General features: G+C 70.5%; 8 protein-coding genes, 1 pseudogene and 1 riboswitch. Of the genes and pseudogenes, 4 read left to right on the top strand and 5 right to left on the bottom strand.

All coding sequences use genetic code 11. The annotated features are described in order from the left end of the window. Positions 1-19: 19 nt before the first annotated feature. Positions 20-2,341 carry a 5-methyltetrahydropteroyltriglutamate--homocysteine S-methyltransferase gene (metE, locus tag A8W25_RS27285; RefSeq protein WP_067166166.1) on the bottom strand — a complete coding sequence of 774 codons (2,322 nt, stop codon included), beginning with the start codon at positions 2,339-2,341 and terminating at the stop codon, positions 20-22. Positions 2,342-2,504: 163 nt separating this feature from the next. Next, a riboswitch (cobalamin riboswitch) is annotated at positions 2,505-2,728 on the bottom strand. Positions 2,729-3,047: 319 nt separating this feature from the next. Between metE and A8W25_RS35645 the strand changes: the two are divergent. Then, a pseudogene (locus A8W25_RS35645) lies at positions 3,048-7,366 on the top strand (molybdopterin-dependent oxidoreductase). An 89-nt stretch (positions 7,367-7,455) separates the two neighbouring features. On the opposite strand, the gene A8W25_RS27275 reads toward A8W25_RS35645, so the two are convergent. Then, complete coding sequence (locus A8W25_RS27275; RefSeq protein ID WP_067167304.1) at positions 7,456-7,959, bottom strand: molybdopterin-dependent oxidoreductase; 504 nt, start codon at positions 7,957-7,959, stop codon at positions 7,456-7,458. A 266-nt stretch (positions 7,960-8,225) separates the two neighbouring features. Between A8W25_RS27275 and A8W25_RS27270 the strand changes: the two genes are divergently transcribed. Next, on the top strand, positions 8,226-9,860 hold the full coding sequence (locus tag A8W25_RS27270; RefSeq protein ID WP_067166164.1) for a PucR family transcriptional regulator: 1,635 nt from the start codon (positions 8,226-8,228) through the stop codon (positions 9,858-9,860). A 31-nt stretch (positions 9,861-9,891) separates the two neighbouring features. On the opposite strand, the gene A8W25_RS27265 is transcribed toward A8W25_RS27270, so the two are convergent. Next, a complete protein-coding gene (locus tag A8W25_RS27265; protein ID WP_067166161.1) occupies positions 9,892-10,287 on the bottom strand; it encodes a TOBE domain-containing protein in 396 nt (131 codons plus the stop codon). Positions 10,288-10,474: 187 nt separating this feature from the next. Between A8W25_RS27265 and A8W25_RS27260 the strand changes: the two genes are divergently transcribed. Continuing rightward, positions 10,475-11,536 carry an enoyl-CoA hydratase/isomerase family protein gene (locus A8W25_RS27260; RefSeq protein WP_067167303.1) on the top strand — a complete coding sequence of 354 codons (1,062 nt, stop codon included), beginning with the start codon at positions 10,475-10,477 and terminating at the stop codon, positions 11,534-11,536. An 8-nt stretch (positions 11,537-11,544) separates the two neighbouring features. On the opposite strand, the gene A8W25_RS27255 is transcribed toward A8W25_RS27260, so the two are convergent. Both A8W25_RS27255 and A8W25_RS27250 read right to left on the bottom strand, forming a co-directional pair. Continuing rightward, positions 11,545-11,790 carry a hypothetical protein gene (locus tag A8W25_RS27255; RefSeq protein WP_234386597.1) on the bottom strand — a complete coding sequence of 82 codons (246 nt, stop codon included), beginning with the start codon at positions 11,788-11,790 and terminating at the stop codon, positions 11,545-11,547. Continuing rightward, complete coding sequence (locus tag A8W25_RS27250; RefSeq protein WP_067166158.1) at positions 11,787-13,001, bottom strand: Shedu anti-phage system protein SduA domain-containing protein; 1,215 nt, start codon at positions 12,999-13,001, stop codon at positions 11,787-11,789. The genes A8W25_RS27255 and A8W25_RS27250 overlap by 4 nt, the downstream gene beginning before the upstream one ends. A gap of 538 nt (positions 13,002-13,539) precedes the next feature. Between A8W25_RS27250 and A8W25_RS27245 the strand changes: the two genes are divergently transcribed. Then, the gene (locus A8W25_RS27245; protein ID WP_067166156.1) at positions 13,540-15,411 is read left to right on the top strand and encodes a DUF2075 domain-containing protein; all 1,872 of its coding nucleotides are present in this window, start codon (positions 13,540-13,542) and stop codon (positions 15,409-15,411) included. The last annotated feature ends 105 nt before the right edge of the window (positions 15,412-15,516 follow it).

The raw sequence follows: 15,516 nt of genomic DNA, 5'->3' as shown, positions 1-15,516 counted from the left end.
CCCGCACACCCCGGCCGTGTCAAGACCCCTGCCGCACCTGTGCCCTGACCGTCCGGGCGGCCTCGACGAGGTTCTCCAGGGACTGCCTCGTCTCGGTCCAGCCGCGGGTCTTCAGACCGCAGTCGGGGTTGACCCAGAGCCGCTCCGGAGCGATGGCCGCGAGCCCCTTGCGCAGCAGTGCTGCCGCCTCCTCGGCGCTGGGTACGCGCGGCGAGTGGATGTCGTAGACGCCGGGCCCCACCTCGCGCGGATAGCCCGCGGCGGCGAGTTCGTCGGCCACCCGCATATGTGAGCGGGCCGCCTCCAGGCTGATGACGTCGGCGTCGAGGTCGTCGATGGCCTGGAGGATGTCACCGAACTCGGCATAGCACATGTGGGTGTGGATCTGGGTGTCGGGACGTACGCCGCCGGTGGTCAGGCGGAACGATTCCGTGGCCCAGTCGAGGTAGGCCGCGCGGTCCGCGGCGCGCAGCGGCAGCGTCTCGCGCAGGGCGGGCTCGTCGACCTGGATGACCGAGGTCCCTGCCGCCTCCAGGTCCTCGACCTCGTCGCGCAGGGCGAGTGCCACCTGGCGGGCGGTCTCGACGAGCGGCTGGTCGTCGCGGACGAACGACCAGGCCAGCATGGTGACCGGCCCGGTGAGCATGCCCTTGACGGGACGGTCGGTGAGCGACTGGGCGTAGCCGGTCCAGCGCACCGTCATCGGCCGCGGCCGGGAGATGTCGCCGGCCAGGACCGGCGGGCGGACATAGCGCGTGCCGTACGACTGGACCCAGCCGTGCTGGGTGGCGAGGTAGCCGGTCAGCTGCTCGGCGAAGTACTGCACCATGTCGTTGCGTTCGGCCTCGCCGTGGACGAGGACGTCGATGCCTGCCTTCTCCTGGAAGGCGACGACCTCGCGGATCTCGGCCTGGATGCGCTCCTCGTAACCCGCGGTGTCGACGCGTCCGGCGCGCAGGTCGGCGCGGGCGGTGCGCACCTCGGTGGTCTGCGGGAACGAGCCGATGGTGGTCGTGGGCAGCAGCGGGAGCCGCAGGCGTGCGCGCTGGGCCGGGGCGCGTTCGCCGTACGGCTGGGAGCGGCGGCCGTCCGCCTCGGTGACCGCCGACGTACGCGCGCGTACCGCCGGGTCGTGGGTGAGGGCGGATCCGGCGCGCGAGGCGAGGTCGGCGCGGTTGGCGGCGAGCTCGGCGGCGATGGCGCCGGTGCCGCGGGCGAGGCCGCGGGCGAGCGTCACGGTCTCGGCGGTCTTCTGGTGGGCGAAGGCGAGCCAGCGGGCGATCTGCGGGTCGATGTCGCGTTCGGCCGCCGCGTCGAGCGGGACGTGCAGCAGCGAGCAGGAGGGGGCCACGTCGACCCGGTCGGCGAGTCCGAGGAGCGTGCCGAGGGTGGCGAGGGACTTCTCGTAGTCGTTGATCCAGATGTTGCGGCCGTCGACGACGCCCGCGACCAGCCGCTTGCCGGGCAGCCCGCCGACGGCCGCGAGGCCGTCGAGGTGGGCGGCGGCCGGTCCCGTGAAGTCGAGGCCGAGGCCTTCCACGGGCGCCTTGGCAAGGACGGGCAGCGCCTCGCCGAGGCGGTCGAAGTAGGAGGCGACCAGCAGCTTGGGGCGGTCGGTGAGACCTCCCAGTGCCCGGTAGGCGCGGGCGGCGGCGTCCAGTTCTGCGGGGGTGCGGTCCTGGACCAGGGCGGGCTCGTCGAGCTGCACCCACTGTGCGCCGGCCGCCCGCAGATCGGCGAGCACCTCGGCGTAGACGGGCAGCAGCCGCTCCAGCAGCGCCAGTGGCTCGAAAGCGGCGTCGACGCCGGGCGCGGGCTTGGCCAGCAGGAGGTAGGTGACCGGTCCGACCAGGACGGGCCGGGCCGCGAGACCGAGCGCCAAGGCCTCGGCGAGCTCGGTGACCTGCTTGCCGGAGTCGGCGGTGAAGACGGTGTCCGGGCCGAGTTCGGGGACCAGGTAGTGGTAGTTGGTGTCGAACCACTTGGTCATCTCCAGCGGCGCCACGTCCTGGGTGCCGCGGGCCATGGCGAAGTAGCCGTCCAGCGTGTCGGTCTCGACGGCGGTGCGGTGCCGGTCGGGGACCGCCCCCACCATCACGCTGGTGTCGAGGACGTGGTCGTAGTAGGAGAAGTCGCCGGTGGGGACCTCGTCGACGCCCGCCTCCGCGAGACGGCGCCAGTTGGCGCGGCGCAGGTCGCGGGCGGTGTCACGGAGGCCGTCGGCGCTGACGCGGCCCTTCCAGTACCCCTCGACGGCCTTCTTGAGCTCCCGGTCGGGGCCCTGGCGGGGGTAGCCGTACACGGTGGCCCGTGCTGCCGCGGCTGCGGGCTTGATGGTCACGAAACTCTCCTTCGCGAGAATGTCCCGAAATCGACCCCGGTACGGGTCGTGGGCGCGAAGGAATGACGGACAGGGCGGCCCACGCGGAGCAGTGCCCGCGGTCGAACCCGCCACTCGTCTCGCCGACCCGCCCACGAGGTCACCAAGGTCTCCGCGCGCGATCGGTCGCGCACGGGCAACGGGCAGGTCTTCGGACTCGCGGGCACGCCTGCCGGTTTCCCGGCGGACACCTAGTGGCCGTCGCTTCCCGGGCCCTCGCGGGCCCAGTGCGTATGACGGCGGTCGTTCCCGCTCACCGCTGCGGGGCAGTCCCGGATTCCCACCGGGTTCCCTCTTGCGACGCATCCCGCCTGGCGGACGGGGCGAACCAGCTGCGATCGCCACCCTACAGAGTCGCAGTGCCGGGCCCACGGATCCCGGCTCGATCCACACCCCTCACACCGGGCCCGGACGCCTCGTGATGTCCGACATCGGAGGCGTGCCGCAGTCGCACACAGGTGCTCACAGCATCGGGGCGCGATTAGTGTGGCCGACGTAACCACTCGTGATCGCCGCACGTGACATCGAAGTAACGGGCATTTCGTACGGTCGGAGCCCAAGGGATCCCGGCCGAGACGAGAGGGGACACCCGTTGACCGCACAGGGCACGCGGGCCGCCACCGAACAGGTGCGCACGGTCTGCTCGTACTGCGGTGTGGGCTGCGGGATGGTCCTCGACATCACCGTCGGGCCGGACGGCCGGCGCACGGTGCTGAAGGCCTCCGGCGACAAGGCGCACCCCGCCAATTCCGGACGGCTGTGCACCAAGGGGGCGACGACGGCCGACATGCTGAGCGCTCCGGGACGTCTGTCCACCGCGCTGGTACGGGGTGAGCGGGGCGCCGAGCCGGTGCCCGCGGGGGTCGACGCGATGATCGCCGAGACGGCCGGCAGGCTGCGGGCCATCGTCGACGAGCACGGGCCGGACGCCGTCGCGCTGTATGTGTCGGGCCAGATGAGCCTGGAGGCGCAGTATCTGGCCAACAAGCTGACCAAGGGGTTCATCGGCACCAACCAGATCGAGTCCAACTCCCGGCTGTGCATGGCCAGTGCGGGCAGCGGCTACAAGCTGTCGCTCGGCGCGGACGGGCCGCCCGGCTCGTACCAGGACTTCGAGAAGGCCGACGTCTTCCTGGTCATCGGCTCCAACATGGCCGACTGCCATCCCATCCTCTTCCTAAGGATGATGGAACGCGTCAAGGCGGGGGCGAAGCTGATCGTCGTCGATCCGCGCCGTACCGCGACCGCCGCCAAGGCCGACCTCTTCCTCCAGATCAAGCCGGGCACCGATCTCGCGCTGCTCAACGGGCTGCTGCATCTGCTCCAGGAGAACGGGGACACCGACCCCGCCTTCATCGCCGAGCACACCGAGGGCTGGGAGGCGATGGGCGAGTTCCTGGCCGACTACCCGCCCGCCTGTGTCGCGGAGACCACCGGGATCCCCGAGGACGACATCCGTACGGCGGCGCGGTGGATCGGCGCGGCCGGGGAGTGGATGACCTGCTGGACCATGGGGCTCAACCAGTCCACGCACGGCACCTGGAACACCAACGCCCTGGTCAACCTGCATCTGGCGACCGGCGCGATATGCCGACCCGGCAGCGGACCGTTCTCGCTGACCGGCCAGCCGAACGCCATGGGCGGCCGCGAGATGGGCTATATGGGTCCCGGGCTGCCCGGCCAGCGCTCGGTGCTCGTGGACGAGGAGCGGGCCTTCACCGAGGAGCTGTGGGGGCTGGAGCAGGGCACGCTGCGCACCGACGGGGCGGGGCTCGGGACCGTCGAGATGTTCCGGCGGATGGCCGACGGCGACATCAAGGCGTGCTGGGTGATCTGCACCAACCCGGTCGCCTCGGTCGCCAACCGCCGGACCGTCGTCGAGGGCCTGCGGGCGGCCGAGTTCGTCGTCGTCCAGGACGTGTTCGCCGAGACCGAGACCACCGCGTACGCGGACGTGGTGCTGCCGGGCGCCCTGTGGACGGAGGCCGAGGGCGTCCTCGTCAACAGCGAGCGCAACCTCACCCTCGCCCGGCAGGCCGTCGACGCGCCCGGCGAAGCACTGCCCGACTGGCAGATCATCGCGCGCGTGGCGTGTGCGATGGGGTACGAGGAGGCGTTCACCTACGCCGGTCCCGAGGACGTCTTCGAGGAGATCAAGCGCGCCTGGAACCCGAAGACCGGCTATGACCTGCGCGGGGTGAGCTACGAGCGGCTGCGCGCCACACCGGTGCAGTGGCCCGCCCCGACCGCCGAGGGCCCCGACCGCAACCCGATCCGGTACGTCGCCGAGGACGGCTCCGGCCCGGTGTTCCCGACGGCGAGCGGGCGGGCCGTCTTCCACGCGCGCCCGCACCTGCCGGCCGCCGAGATGCCCGACGACGACTTCCCGTTCGTGCTCAACACCGGACGGCTGCAGCACCAGTGGCACACGCTCACCAAGACGGGGAAGGTGGCCAAGCTCAACAAGCTCAACCCGGCGCCGTTCGTGGAGCTGCATCCGCAGGACGCCGAGCGCCTCGGCATCCGCGAAGGCGACGGGGTGGAGATCGCCTCCCGTCGTGGACGGGCGGTGCTGCCCGCCGTGGTGACCGACCGGGTGCGGCCTGGGTGCTGCTTCGCGCCGTTCCACTGGAACGACCTGTTCGGCGCGGATCTGAGCATCAACGACGTGACGAGCGACGCGGTCGACCCGATCTCGCTGCAGCCCGAGTTCAAGGTGTGCGCGGTGTCGCTGACGAAGACGGCGGCCGAGGTGGTACGGCCGGTCATGCCGGGGACGGCGGCGGCCGCGGACGGGGTGGCGGCACGCGCCGGTGGCTCCACCGAGGCCACGGCAGGCGTGTCCGGAGCGCTCGTCACCGGCGGCGCGATAGCGGTGGCGGCAGGTGCGAGCGGCACGGTGGGGGCGCCCGTCACGGGTACCGCGCTCCTCAATGCCCCCGCGCCCCTCACCCACGCCGTTCCCGCCCAGCGCACGGCTCCCGACGCGCAGCTGTCGGCGGGCCAAAGCGCCGCCCCCGCAGCCGTGTTCGGGCTCGGCACGCCGCCACCGGTCCTCACCGAGCGGGAACGCCAGTACCTCGCCGGGTTCCTGGCGGGACTGGAGTCGGGCGCGCCCGGCATCCCCGTACTGCCGCCGACGGCGCCGTTCAGCGAGGAGCACGCGCTGTGGGTGAACGGCGTGCTGGCCGGGATGTACTCCAGGACGACCCCGCGGGGCTCGCCGTCGCGGGCCACCGGATCCGGCTCGTAGCCATGGACGACGCCGCTCCGGACACACTGCCCACCGACGCCGAGGTGCTGCTGATCACCAGCACCACCGGGGACGGCGAGGCGCCCGACAACGGCGCCGCGTTCTGGGACGCACTGGCGGAGGACGAGGCCCCGCGCCTGGAAGGGCGCCGCTACGCGGTCCTGGCCTTCGGGGACTCGTCGTACGACGAGTTCTGCGGGCACGGCCGACGCCTGGACCGGCGCCTGGCCGAGCTGGGCGCGGTACGACTGCTCCCCCGCACCGACTGCGAGCCGGACTTCGAGAACGGGGCGCAGGAGTGGCTCGACGGCGTGCTGGCCAAGCTGGAGGAGCTGTCCGCCGCCGGAGGCGGGACTGCCGACGGGACCAAGTCTGCGGGTGCGCCCGCCGGTCTCCCGGGAGATACGGCCCTCGGTGCCCCCGCCACGGACGCCTCCGGGGCGCCCGGAAATCTCCCCGGCGAATTCGCGGACGGGCGGGAACTCGCGGCACACGGCGTCCGTTCACCGGGTACAGCAACAGCCTCGGTCCCCAACACGGCACCCATCCCTACGAGTTCCACGACGGCCCGCTCCCGGGTCGTCCCCGCCTCCACCGTTCCTCTCCCCAGCTCCCGGGCCGCCGCCATCACGGCCCGGCTGACGGGGAACTCGCTGCTCAGCCTCCCCGGTTCGAGCAAGGAGGTGCGGCGGTTCACCTTCGACACCCGCGCGAGCGACGTCCCGCTCACCTACGCGGCCGGGGACTCGCTCGGCGTGCACCCGGTCAACTCACCCGACCTGGTGGCCGAGTGGCTGGCCGTCACCGGTCTGGACTCCACGGTCCCCGTCGAGATCGGCGGGGTCGGCGAAGTCCCGTTCGGTACGGCGCTGCACGAACACCTCGACATCACGCGGGTCGGCCCCGACCTGCTCAAGTTCGTCGCCGAGCGGACCCATGACCGCCGTCTGAAGCACTTGCTGCGCCCCGACAACAAGTGGCAGCTGGCGCAGTGGTCGTGGGGCCGCCAGGCGGTGGACGTGGTGGCCGAGCACGGGGTGCGCGCGAGCGCGTCCGAGTGGGCGGGCGTCCTGCGAGGCCTGCGGCCCCGGCAGTACTCGATATCGTCCAGCCCGCTGACCGACCCGCACGAGGTGTCCCTGACGGTCTCGGTCGTCCGGTACGAGAACCGCCTCGGCCACCCGCGTGCGGGCGTGTGCTCGGCGCTGCTCGCGGACTCGCCGCCGGACGCGCCGGTGCCGGTGTACGTCCAGCGCACCCGGCACTTCCGGCCACCCACCGACCCGGGGACGCCGATGGTGATGGTCGGCCCCGGTACCGGAGTCGCCCCGTTCATCGGCTTCCTCTACGAACGCCGAGCCCTCGGCCATACCGCCCCGAACTGGCTGTTCTTCGGCGAACAGCACCGTGCCACCGACTTCTACTACGAGGACGAGCTGACGAAACTGACTGCGGAGGGCACCCTCACACGCCTGGACACCGCGTTCTCCCGCGACCAGCGCGCCAAGGTGTATGTGCAGGACCGGATGCGCGAGCACGGCCCGCTGCTGTGGTCCTGGCTCCAGGACGGGGCGCACTTCTATGTGTGCGGCGACGCGTCCCGTATGGCCAAGGACGTCGACCGGGCGCTGCGCGACATCGCGATAGCGCACGGCGGGCTCGACGAGGAGTCGGCGGCGGCGTACCTGAAGCAGCTGACGGCGGGGAAGCGGTACGTCCGGGATGTCTACTGAGTGGGTCGCGAAGTGCGCTTCTCAGTGAGCACGCAGTGAGCCACGGGCTGGGCTGCCGAGCGGCCGCGGGCTCATAGGCATCCACGCGCCTACGGCATCTGCGCCGCCGGGGGAAAGCCGCCGATCCAGATGCTGGTGATCGCGCTGACGTAGCGCGCCCCGCACCGGTCGGGCGGGACCACCAACTGACTGCCCTCGGCGTCGAGTTCACGGCCGTCCATACGGGTGGCGAGCAGGATCGGTTTGTCACCGAAGTCGGCGTCGATCTCGGCCCAGGCCAGGACCGCGTGGTGGCCGTCGCCCCCGCTGACGGCCAGCAGAAACCGGGACCGGTCCTTGCGGCGGCGCACGTCGAAGGCAGGCCCGGCCGCGGCGACCACGTCGCGCAGCAGCGGCCCTTCGAAGCGGTGGCGCTGGGGTCCGTTGGTGGCGCAGTCGAAGACGACGTCGGCCCGGTGGGACTCCCAGCCCTGCCGAAGATCCACGACGGTGAGCGTGGCGGGACGGAGCACATCACCGCACAGGGCAAAGGACCTCACCTGCGAGCTTGGATCACTGTTCCGCCTCGCCTCTGTGAATCCAGTACGCGTCATGGTCTTGCATATGCCCATTCGGGACCGACGCCACACGGCGCCGCTTCCGGCAACCCCGCCGACCCCGGGACGCTGCCCGGGGTGGCCGGAAATGACCAGTGCGCCCAGCGCGGAACATCCCAGCACCGCGACCAACAGCTGGAGGATCAGCCAAGAACCATTCCTTCCCATCCACCTGGCATTTACGATGGCCCAACTCGCACTCACCTGGTGAATGTGAGAAGCCGGGCACCTGCCCGCCCGGCGGCCGCGCAAGGAGCCAGAGCATGCACGTCGGACACCTCCTCCAGCTCGACAGCCTGGACCTCACCCTCCTGTGGGGCGAGGCACCGCTCCTCGGCCGCGAGATCAGCGGTGTGACCGCCACCGATCTGGAGGACCCGGCACGCTTCCTCCAGGAGGGCGAGGTCGTGCTCAGCGGTCTGGTGTGGTGGAGCCCCGGCCAGGACCGCGCGAAGACCGACCGTTTCGTCTCGGCACTGCGCACATCGGGGGCGATCGCGCTCCTGGCGGGCGAGGAGACCCACGGCACGATCCCCGACGAGCTGATCGACTCCTGCCGCGCGCACCGGGTGCCGCTGCTCGCCGTCCCCGCGCGAACGAGTTTCCGCGCCATCACCGAGGCGGTGTATCTGCGCCAGTGGGGCGACCTGAGCCGCCTTCCGGCGCCGCACTATGTGCTGCCCGAGAACGTACGCACCGAGCTCAGCCGGCTCCTCGACCGCGGTGCGGACCCCGACGAGCTCCTCGACCGCGCACTCGCCCCGCTCGGCGGCCCGCCCTGCTACCTGCTGACCAGCAGCGGCCGCACGGTGGCCCGCACCCCTTCGGCGCCCGCGCTGTCCGCGGACCGCGCCTCGCTCGACATACGCGGAGCGGCGGGCACGACGCTGCGCATCCAGACGGAGGGCGGCTCGCCCACCCCATACGGCCCGTTCACCCCGTACACCCCGTACACCCCATGCAACCCATGCAACCCATACGACGCCTGGCATCTGCACCTGCCGCCGGGCACCGCCGAGGTCCCGCCGCGCGTGCTGCACGAGATAGCCGAGGTCCTCGCCCAGTCCCGGCACGACCACGACCGTCGCAGGGCGGCGGAACGGCAGGCGGCGGACGAGCTGGTCACGGCGATAGCGGCGGGCGCAGCAACGCGGACGGGAGGCGGATCGGACGCCAAGGCCATGGAGGGCGCGCTGCGCGCGTGCGGGCTGCCGACCGAGGGCCCGTACCGCGTACTGGTCGCGACCCTCGGCGGTACGGAGGGCCAGAGCGGCGCCGCCGACGCCCTGACGGAGGCGCTGAGCCACACGGCTGCGACGACCTTCGCCGTGGGTATCAGCACGGGAGTTCGTGGCGCGGGCACGGGTGGGGGCGAGGCGGTGGCGATCGTCCAGGAGCCGGAAGGCATGGAGGATTCCGGGCACCAACTCACGGACGCATGGCCCCTGTTGGCCGTATGCCTGCCGGGTGCCCCGCTCCACGCCGGAGCGAGCGCACCCACTGACGCGGCCGGGCTCGGCGCCGCTCTCGTACAGGCGCGGTACGCACTCGCAGCAGCCCGGACCACGTCACCGGGCACCGCCCGGGTGACGGCGGTCGAGGATCTGTCGACGCTGGAATCACTGCTCGCGGGCGTACCGACGGATGTGCGGGCCGCATACTGCGCACGCACGCTCGGTCCGCTTACACGAACCGACAGCGCGTCACATGCCACACTCCTGGAGACACTTGAGGTCTTCCTGGCGCACAACTGCTCGTGGGCGCGTACCGCCGAGGCGCTTCATCTTCATGTCAACACGGTCCACTACCGCATCGAGCGCGTGGAGGTTCTGACCGGCCGCGACCTGTCCCGGCTCGACCACAAACTGGACCTACGGGCGGCGCTGCTGTGCCGCTGAGCATGACGGCCCGCGGCTCACCGCCGACCGCTCACCCCAGGTCGACATGGACATTCGTCGACTTGACCCGGGCGGTCACGGTCACCCCGACGTCGATGCCGAGCTCCTCGACGGACTCGCGCGTCACCAGCGAGACCACCCGGTGCGGTCCGCACTGGATCTCCACCTGCGCGGCCACGTCGTCGAGCGTCACCGCCGTCACGATCCCCACGAAGGAGTTCCGCACGGAGGTGGCCACCGCGCCCGGCACCTCGTACGCCCCGGCGGCCCTCTCCCGCGCGAACGCGGCGAGCCCGACCCCGTCGATCACCCGGTTGCCCGTGCCGTCCCGCTCCATCCGCAGCCGCCCGGCGTCGGCCCACCGCCGGACGGTCTCGGAACTCACGCCGAGCAGCGCCGCTGCCCGGCCAATGCTGTACGTCGGCACGACAGCACTCTAGGCCCGAGGGCGCCGGACAGGGGCGGCGACCTCACGCGATGGACACGATGGCCGCCATGGACGCGATAGACGCGATGGGCACGATGGACTTACTAGGACGTCCAACTATATGTTCGGGGAGATCGTCTCGAAGATCCGCAAGGATCTGCACGGATCCGAAAGGAACCGCCAGCCCATGGGCCGCAGCAGCACACCCCCGGACACCGCCCCCGACGCCGAGGACGTCCTGCTGGCGCGCCATGGCCGCGCCGCCCACCTCACCCTGAACCGGCCGAGGGCGCTCAACGCGCTCACCCACGCCATGGTCCGCCGGATCGACGAGGCACTGACGGCGTGGGAGCACGACCCGGAGGTGGAGACGGTCGTCCTGACGGGCGCCGGCGAGCGCGGGCTCTGCGCGGGCGGCGACATCCGCGCGATCTACGAGGACGCCCGCGCGGGCGGCACGGCGTCGGCGGACTTCTGGCGCGACGAATACCGCCTCAACGCCCGCATCGCACGCTGGCCCAAGCCGTACGTGGCCGTGATGGACGGCATCGTGATGGGCGGCGGGGTGGGGATCTCGGCCCACGGCAACGTGCGTGTGGTCACCGAGCGCTCCCGCATCGCCATGCCCGAGACGGGCATCGGCTTCGTCCCGGACGTGGGCGGTACGTACCTGCTCAGCCGCGCGCCCGGCGAACTGGGCACCCACCTGGCCCTCACGGGAGCGCCGGTGGGCGCGGCGGACGCCCTACTGTGCGGCCTGGCGGACCACTACGTCCCGTCCCCCCAACTCCCGCACTTCCTTGAGGCGTTGTCGACCAAGCCCGTACGGCAGGCTCTCCCCCACCACACCCACCAGACCCACCAGCCCCCACCGCCCGGCGAACTCACCGCACACCGCGAGTGGATCGACCACTGCTACGCGGCGGACACGGTGGAGGAGATCGTGGACCGCCTCCTGACCTCCGGCGTCCAGGAGGCGAAGCAAACGGCGGAGACGATCCTGACGAAGTCCCCCACCTCGCTCAAGGTCACCCTGCGGGCGATGCGCCGAGCCCGCGAACTCCCCACCCTGGAGGAGGTCCTGGCCCAGGAGTACCGCATCTCCTGCGCGGCCCTGACCTCCCCGGACCTGGTCGAGGGAATCCGAGCCCAGGTGATCGACAAGGACCGGGAGCCCCGGTGGCGTCCGGGGACGCTGGGGCAGGTGGGGGATGTGGAGGTGGAGAGGTTCTTCGGGACGCGGCCCTAGGGCAAGGGTCAGGGGCAATTCCGTCCTCGCCCGTCCATCGCGGCGCCGACCCGTATCGAATGATCGCCGATGTGGAACATCTGCCAGTCCGCGTCACTGTGCCAGAGCCGGGCGGCCTTCTCGCCCCGGCGCTGTGCGAAGACGAGCTCCTCCCCGTACTCGTTCAGGAAGTAGCCGACGTAGTCGTCGCTGGTGATGGCGCCACCGCACAGGCGGGCCAGAAGCGGCTCGATCGCAGCAGGGACATCACTCATGCCGCAGGCTCCTCTGCAGAGTCGGTGTCCTGTAGTGCGGAGGAGAGGGCCAGCATCCGCGCCGCCGACTCCAGCAGGGTCCCGTACGTGATCACTTCTATGCGTGTCGAATGCGTGTTGTAGGTGCGTAGCGTCTCCGCGAGCTCCTGGGGTGTGATGCTCGCGCCTACGTACTTCGGGTGCCCGATCACGACGGTAGCCGACGCTCTGCGGGTGTCTACGCCGTAGTCCGCGAGGATGGTCGGGCGGTTCTCGTCCAGGGTCCGGAGGTAGTTCTGCGCCTGGGACACGGCGTGATGCACCGGGGCGCCGAGCATGAGGTGGCCGCTGGGCCGAATGACCAGGTGCTCGACGTTGGCACGCTTGAGTTCCACCACATGCAAGGAGCCGTCACCACGGAGCAGCGGGATGTCGAGAATCGCGTCGGGGGTGTACTGCCGCCGCGCCAGTTCGGCCACGTAGGCCCCGCCGAAGATCCACTCCTGGTTCTTCAGGCAGGCGTGGAGCGTGCTTTCGGAACTGGCCGAGTCCTCCACTGCGGTACGCAGGGCCTCCAAACCGACTCGCCTGGCCTTCAATTCGAGCAGTTGGGCCAGCATTCCCGCGTCGGCCTCCTCCAGCGCGTCACTCATCATCCGCGACGCCGCCTCGACCGATGCCGGTCTCGGAAGATTTCGCAGGAGTAACTCCATGTGGCCGTACTTCTGGAGCCACTTCATCTCTTTGCTGGAAAGCTGAATGCCGCCGTCGCCGGTCCCGAGGCCCAGGTGGCCGACGGACAGAGCGATGCCAAGGAAGAGGTCGCGGGCATCGGCGGCGGTGGCGTCGGGTCTGTCGCGGCACATGACGTCCAGGGCGGCCACCGCGCGGTCCGCACCCATGGCGGTCATCCTCCGCATGTGTTCCTCGCTGCGCCGCCGTGCCCTCTCGTCGTAGTACATCTCCAAGATGTCGAGGAACAGCTCACCCCCGGCATAGGCGGCGAAGCGCTGGAATCGCTGCGCAAGCTCGAAGTCCTCGTGAAGTAGAGCGTCTTGGGCTACATCCTCCAGGGCATTCACCAGCGGTCTGCCTTTGCCGTACGTCCCGCCGAAGCCGCCCATGACGCGCAGTACCGCGTCGATGCGCTCCAGGACGCTCGCCTGTTCGGTGAGCTCCCGCGCGGCCTTGACCATGTTCCAGAGCGTGAACCCGGCTCGGAATGTCGTCATGTGGGTCACTGTAGGAAGGGGGACTGACAATCGCGGCCGGTGCATGTGCACGACGCCTGCATGGGCACGAAGCGCGTCGACTCCCGTCAGACGCCGAACGGTTCTGAGCCACGTGGCCCAACACATCAGGGCCGACTCGACCAGCAACGCCACCACACCTGGCGCCCCTCAGAACACGCCCCACGTGGGCGCTGTCCCGACGCCAATCCAGCACCTGCAGCACCCAGGCGGCACGTCGCCTGCGGGACCGTCAGCGCACCTCCGGCATCCGTTGCCTCTCCTCGGTAGAAGAGCCCGTCGCGATCGACCACAGCCTGCGCCGTCGTCGGACCTGATGGCCGGACAAGCCGCCCCTGCCCGGCGCGGCAACCCGAAGGGCTGCGCACAGCTCCAACTCTCCAGGCTCGTGATCCACTTTCTGTTCTAGAATGGCGGGCACCATCTCAGCGGCCCGCCGGGCTTCCGCTCCACATCTGTGGATGTCGAAGGACATGCCCCCACCCGCACGAGCGACTTCGTGCTGCCTGGGGGCACTTTCTTGCTGTTCCGTGAGTCTGCGGCATCGCTGGCCAACCGCACCCGTGTCGAAGGACGGCTGGCAGCGCTCCTGACCGAGAACTTCCTGCACAAGCACCGCCACCGGCCCCAGCCGTCGGAGGTGCGCTCCTGGGAACGCAGCATCCCGGCGCTCACCAACGCACTGGTCGAAGCCGGGCTCGGCGAAGTCGAGATGCTGCTGGAGTACGGACTGCCGCTGACCAGCAAGCGCGCGGACGTGATACTCGCCGGCGTCCACCCCGCCACGGGGGAGCCGTCGTACGTGGTCGTGGAACTCAAGCAGTGGAGCAACGCCTTCCCCGAAGAAGACGATCCGCTGAGATGCCGCATCGACGCGTACCCCGTGCCGGTTCTCAACCCGATCGAGCAGGTGCGGGGCTACTGCGACTACCTGGTGTCCTTCAACGGGGCACTGGAGCGGGTCCCCGAGTCGGTCACCGGGGTGGCGTACCTGCACAATGCCACCGAGTTCGGCGTCGCAGGGCTACGCGCGGTTCCGGAGGATGATCGGGGCCGTATGTTCACCGGTGAGCAGCGCGGCGCATTCCTGGCCTACCTGCGTTCGAGGCTGGCCCCGAAGCCCGGTGTCGACCCGGCCGACGCCCTGCTCCAGGGGAAGGTTCGGCCGTCGAAGCAGCTGATGGCCGCCGCTGCCGAAGAGGTCCGCCACCGGGAGCAGTTCGTGCTGCTTGACGAGCAACGACTCGCCTACGAGACGGTGATGTCCGCAGTCAGGAAGGCTCGGCGGTCCGACCACAAGCAGGTGATCGTGGTGGCCGGCGGGCCTGGTTCCGGCAAGAGCGTGATCGCCCTGTCCCTGTTGGGAGAGTTGTACCGGCGCGGAGTGCCCGCACTGCACGCCACCGGATCGCAGTCGTTCACCAAGACCATGCGCAAGGTCGCGGGCGCCCGCAAGCCCGAGGTCCAGCGGCTCTTCCGTTATTTCAACAGCTTCATGGATGCCGAGCCCAACGATCTGGACGTGCTCGTCTGTGACGAGGCGCACCGGCTGCGCAAGACCTCCGCCAACCGGTATACCAAGGCCGACCTTCGCACGGGCCGTCCGCAGGTGGCGGAGCTGATGGACGCCGCCCGGGTTCCCGTGTTCCTGCTGGACCAGCACCAGGTGGTGCGCCCGGGTGAGATGGGCACGGTGCAGGAGATCCGGGATGCCGCAGCCGGGCAGGGGCTGGAGTGCACGGTGGTGGAGCTGGACAGCCAGTTCCGGTGCGGTGGCAGCGACGCGTACCTGCGCTGGGTGACGGGCTTGCTCGGGCTGGAAGGCGACGGTCCTGCCGTCTGGGAGCCTGACGGCAAGGTGGAGTTGCTGACTGCGGACAGCCCTCAGGAGCTCGAGGACTTTCTGGTCGCACAGCACGCCCAGGGCTACGGGGCTCGCATGTCCGCAGGCTACTGCTGGAAGTGGACGACGAAGATCACGCCGGACATGAACGCCCTGCCGACGGACGTCATCATCGGCGAATGGGCACGGCCGTGGAACCTGTACGGGGACCGCTCCCGCTTCGGCGCACCTCCTGCCCCACTGTGGGCCACCGATCCTGCGGGCTTCGGCCAGGTTGGGTGTGTCTACACCGCGCAGGGTTTCGAGTACGACTGGTCGGGCGTCATCCTTGGCCCTGACCTCGTCTGGCGGACCGATCGCTGGATCGTGGACCGTACGGCGTCCAAGGATCCGTCCTTCACCAAAGCGACCCCGGACGACGACGTCGACCGCCTGGTCCGTAACACCTACAAGGTGCTGCTGACCCGGGGCATGATCGGCACGATCGTCTACTCGACGGATCCCGAGACCCGCGAGAAGCTCCGCTCGCTCGTCCCCGCAACACACTGATTCTGCCCACGGGTTAGCATGAGGCGTGCTGCGCACCTTCCCGGAGGGTACGAGGCAGTAGTTCATGCGCCTGCCCCAACGGGCGGTGAAGGATGGATGGTTGTG

Origin of the sequence: Streptomyces sp. ERV7, assembly GCF_001653515.1 — a bacterium.
In the GTDB taxonomy this organism is placed as follows: domain Bacteria; phylum Actinomycetota; class Actinomycetes; order Streptomycetales; family Streptomycetaceae; genus Streptomyces.
Note: the sequence above shows the minus strand (reverse complement) of the source record. Positions and strands in the feature narration are given on the sequence as shown.

Excerpts from the sequence above, each read along its gene's own strand:
- A8W25_RS27275 (WP_067167304.1), bottom strand. The coding sequence starts at position 7,959 with ATGACGCGTACTGGATTCACAGAGGCGAGGCGGAACAGTGATCCAAGC.
- A8W25_RS27270 (WP_067166164.1), top strand. The coding sequence starts at position 8,226 with ATGCACGTCGGACACCTCCTCCAGCTCGACAGCCTGGACCTCACCCTC.
- A8W25_RS27260 (WP_067167303.1), top strand. The coding sequence starts at position 10,475 with ATGGGCCGCAGCAGCACACCCCCGGACACCGCCCCCGACGCCGAGGAC.
- A8W25_RS27255 (WP_234386597.1), bottom strand. The coding sequence starts at position 11,790 with ATGAGTGATGTCCCTGCTGCGATCGAGCCGCTTCTGGCCCGCCTGTGC.
- A8W25_RS27250 (WP_067166158.1), bottom strand. The coding sequence starts at position 13,001 with ATGACGACATTCCGAGCCGGGTTCACGCTCTGGAACATGGTCAAGGCC.